2 protein-coding genes are annotated in these 3,463 nt (G+C 69.3%); one reads left to right on the top strand and one right to left on the bottom strand.

Annotated elements, in window-relative coordinates; translation table 11 throughout:
• Positions 1-102: 102 nt before the first annotated feature.
• Positions 103-1,002: a hypothetical protein gene (locus D7Y13_RS40025; protein WP_120584233.1), complete on the bottom strand. Its 900-nt coding sequence runs from the start codon at positions 1,000-1,002 to the stop codon at positions 103-105.
• Positions 1,003-1,250: 248 nt separating this feature from the next.
• Here D7Y13_RS40025 and D7Y13_RS40020 point away from each other — a divergent pair, with 248 nt between their 5' ends.
• Complete coding sequence (locus tag D7Y13_RS40020; RefSeq protein ID WP_120533873.1) at positions 1,251-3,314, top strand: M3 family metallopeptidase; 2,064 nt, start codon at positions 1,251-1,253, stop codon at positions 3,312-3,314.
• Positions 3,315-3,463 lie beyond the last annotated feature (149 nt).

The raw sequence follows: 3,463 nt of genomic DNA, 5'->3' as shown, positions 1-3,463 counted from the left end.
CCCGGCCTCCGCCTTCGAGGACGTCGTGGACGTGCAGGCGGACGCGGCGAGCCACAGCCCCACCGCCCCCGCCACGTATCGCGCCCCGCGTCCCATCCGCCGTCAGTAGCAGTTGGGCGCGAACAGCTCGTCGTCCGTGGCGGACACGAACTGGTCATCGCACCAGCCGCTCGCCAGCACGTGCCCGTTGCGCACGCAGCCGTCGTGGTTCGTCGCGTCCAGCGTGTACTGCGTGTCACCACCGCAGCCCCCGCCGCAGCGGCCGAAGCAGTTGCCCATCACCTTGGGGCGCGACCAGTGGTCCGGCTCACCGCACACCCAGGTGCTGCCGTTCATGTAGTACTCGTCGCCGTTGCACGACGTGTGGTCGCCCAGCTGGGCGATCTGCTGGTTCTTCGCGTTGTCGAAGCCGCCCTTGTCGCAGTCGTGCTTCGCGTACGAGTACCAGTTGTACGTGCCGCCACAGCTGCCCACGTTCTTGCCCGCGCACTTCGCGTAGCTGCACAGCATCGTGTAGCCGCGGCCCTGCTCGCCCATCACCGTGCGCTTCAGCGCGACGCTCGTGGGGTGCTGCGCCCACAGGCCCACCGCGCGCCGCAGGTACATGGCCTCCGGCGTCGCCGCGTCGCCCGCGGGCAGGCCCTGGTTGAGCGCCTGGTAGAAGGCCGCCAGCACTTCGCGGTCCGCGTCCACCACCTGCGTGTCCTGCGCGTTCTCTTCCGCGAAGCCATCCAGCGAGGACACGCCGGACGCGGGGTCCATCAGGCCGGTGAGCGTCAACCCGTGCGTGCGCACCTCCAGCCGGTACACCCCGGGCTCCACCTCCCGGGAGGAGAAGGACACGTCTTGCCCCCCTCGCGTCCAAGCCCCCTGGGTCAACCCCACCTCCGAGCTGACCGTCAGTCCATCGGGAGAAGCGGGGGAGGCAGGCGGGACGTCCGTCCCCGCGCCACCACAGCCCCACAACAGCAACGCCGCGACCGCACCCAGTGCCTTGCGCATCTGTCTGTCACCCTCCGGCCAGGAGACCTGCATGGACCACGAAGCAGCCGCTGGAGTACCGGGCGGCCGGGCGCCGCTCAAGGCGAGGTGCGTCACGGTGGGCAGGCAGGCTCCAGGAGCGCCCTTCGGGGCAGGCCGGCCGTTCACAGCGGACAGGCGCGAAGGGGTGGGGATGTGGCATGACGGGCCGGCGTTTCGCGTCGTTCCTTTTGGAGGAAGTCCCTTTGAAAATCCCCGCGCTCACCGTCATGGCGGCGCTCGCCGCGACGGGTTGCTCCAACGGCAGCATCACGAACAACCGCGAGGCCCAGGCCCGCATCGCGGCCAATGCGTCCAAGCCCCAGCTGGCGCCCTTCAAGGGCTCCGAGCCGCTGGCGGGCACGCCGGACACCTTCAAGGCCCTGTGCAAGGCGGACCTGGAGCGGGCCCAGGCGCAGGTGGTGGCGCTGAAGAAGCTGGACGCGAAGTCGAACGGCCAGGCGGTGCTCAAGGCCTATGACGAGGCGCAGACGGCGCTCATCAACGCGGCCAACCGCACCAGCCTCACCCACGAGGTGCACCCGGACGCCGCCATGCGCGACGCGGCCCGCGAGTGCGAGCAGCAGGTGGACGCGGCCAACGTGGCGCTGGCCCAGGACCGGAGCGTCTACGACGCGCTGTCGCTGGTGGACCTGTCCAAGACGGACGCGCCCACGCGCCACTGGATGGACCGCTCGCTGCTGGAGTTCCGCCGCGCCGGCGTGGACCGCGACGAGCCCACGCGCCAGAAGGTGAAGGCGCTCAACGAGGAGATCCTCAAGCTGGGCCAGCAGTTCAGCCAGAACATCGCGGAGGACATCCGCAAGGTGGCCTTCACGCCCAAGGAGCTGGACGGCCTGCCGGAGGACTACAAGAAGGCGCACGCGCCGGGCGCGGACGGCAAGGTCATCATCACCAGCAACTACCCGGACTACTTCCCGTTCATGACGTACGCGAAGAACGCCAAGGCGCGCGAGAAGCTGTGGCGCGCCTACCGGCAGCGCGCGTTCCCCAACAACCAGGCGGTGCTCGCCCAGCTCATCGAGAAGCGCAACGAGCTGGCGACGCTCCTGGGGTACGCGAACTGGGCGGCCTTCACCACCGAGACGCGGATGACGCGCACGCAGCAGGCGGCCGCGGACTTCATCGACCAGCTGGCGCAGTCCACGGAGGCCCGCGCGAAGAAGGAGATGGCGGACCTGCTGGCGCGCAAGAAGAAGGACGTGAAGGGCGCCACGGTGGTGGAGCCGTGGGACCACGACTACTACGAGGACCGGGTGCGCGCGGAGCGCTTCGGCTACGACTCGCAGACGGTGCGGCCCTACCTGGAGTACGCGCGGGTGAAGGACGGCGTGATGGCCATCACCTCCAGCCTGTGGGGGGTGACGTTCCAGACGGTGAAGGACGTGAAGACGTGGCACTCCGACGTGGAGGCCTACGACGTGCTGGAGGGCGGAAAGCCCCTGGGCCGCATCTTCCTGGACATGCACCCGCGCAACGACAAGTACAAGCACGCGGCGCAGTTCGACCTCATCACCGGTGAAGCCGACAAGCGGCTGCCGGAGGGCGTGCTGGTGTGCAACTTCCCGCGCCCCGGCGACCTGATGACGCACGACGAGGTGGAGACGTTCTTCCACGAGTTCGGCCACCTGATGCACACCGTCTTCTCCGGCCACCAGAAGTGGACGCCCATCTCCGGCATCTCCACCGAGCGCGACTTCGTGGAGACGCCGTCCATGCTGCTGCAGCAGTGGGCGCAGCAGCCGGAGGTGCTCAAGAGCTTCGCCAAGCACCATGAGACGAACGAGCCCATCCCCGCGGAGCTGGTGGAGAAGCTGCGCGCGTCGAAGGAGTTCGGCCAGGGCCTGTGGGCGCGCCGGCAGTTGTTCCTGTCCGCCGTCAGCCTCCAGTACTACTCGCGCGCGCCGGGCTTCGACACGGCCGCGGTCCTCTCCGAGCTGCAGAAGAAGCTCAGCCCCTTCCGCCACGAGTTCCGCGACGGCACCCACTTCGAGCTCGCCTTCGGGCACCTGGATGGGTACTCGGCCGCGTACTACACGTACCTGTGGTCGTTCGTCATCGCGAAGGACCTGGAGTCGAAGTTCCAGGAGACGGGCTACCTGGACCGGGACCTGGCGATGAAGTACCGCCACACCGTGCTGGACCCCGGCGGCTCCAAGCCCGCCGCGGAGCTGGTGCAGGACTTCCTCGGCCGGCCCTACGCCTTCGAGGCCTTCCGCGCCTACCTGGACGGCGCCCCGAAGACGACGGGCACCGCCAAGGACTCGCAGTAGCCATCCGCACCTCCCGGAAGCAGGCACGCACCGCCTGCTTCCGGTGAAGCCCGGGGCCCGTCGCCCGCCTGACCCGCCCCCCAGGGCAGGAGTCGGCGCGGCGCCCACGCGGCCCACGTATCCCACCCGGTCGCGGAACTTCTCTTCCC

Origin of the sequence: Corallococcus praedator (genome assembly GCF_003612125.1) — a bacterium.
Classification (GTDB): Bacteria; Myxococcota; Myxococcia; order Myxococcales; family Myxococcaceae; genus Corallococcus; species Corallococcus praedator.
The sequence above is the reverse complement of the archived record's forward strand: the minus strand, read 5'-3'. Positions and strand labels throughout refer to the sequence as shown.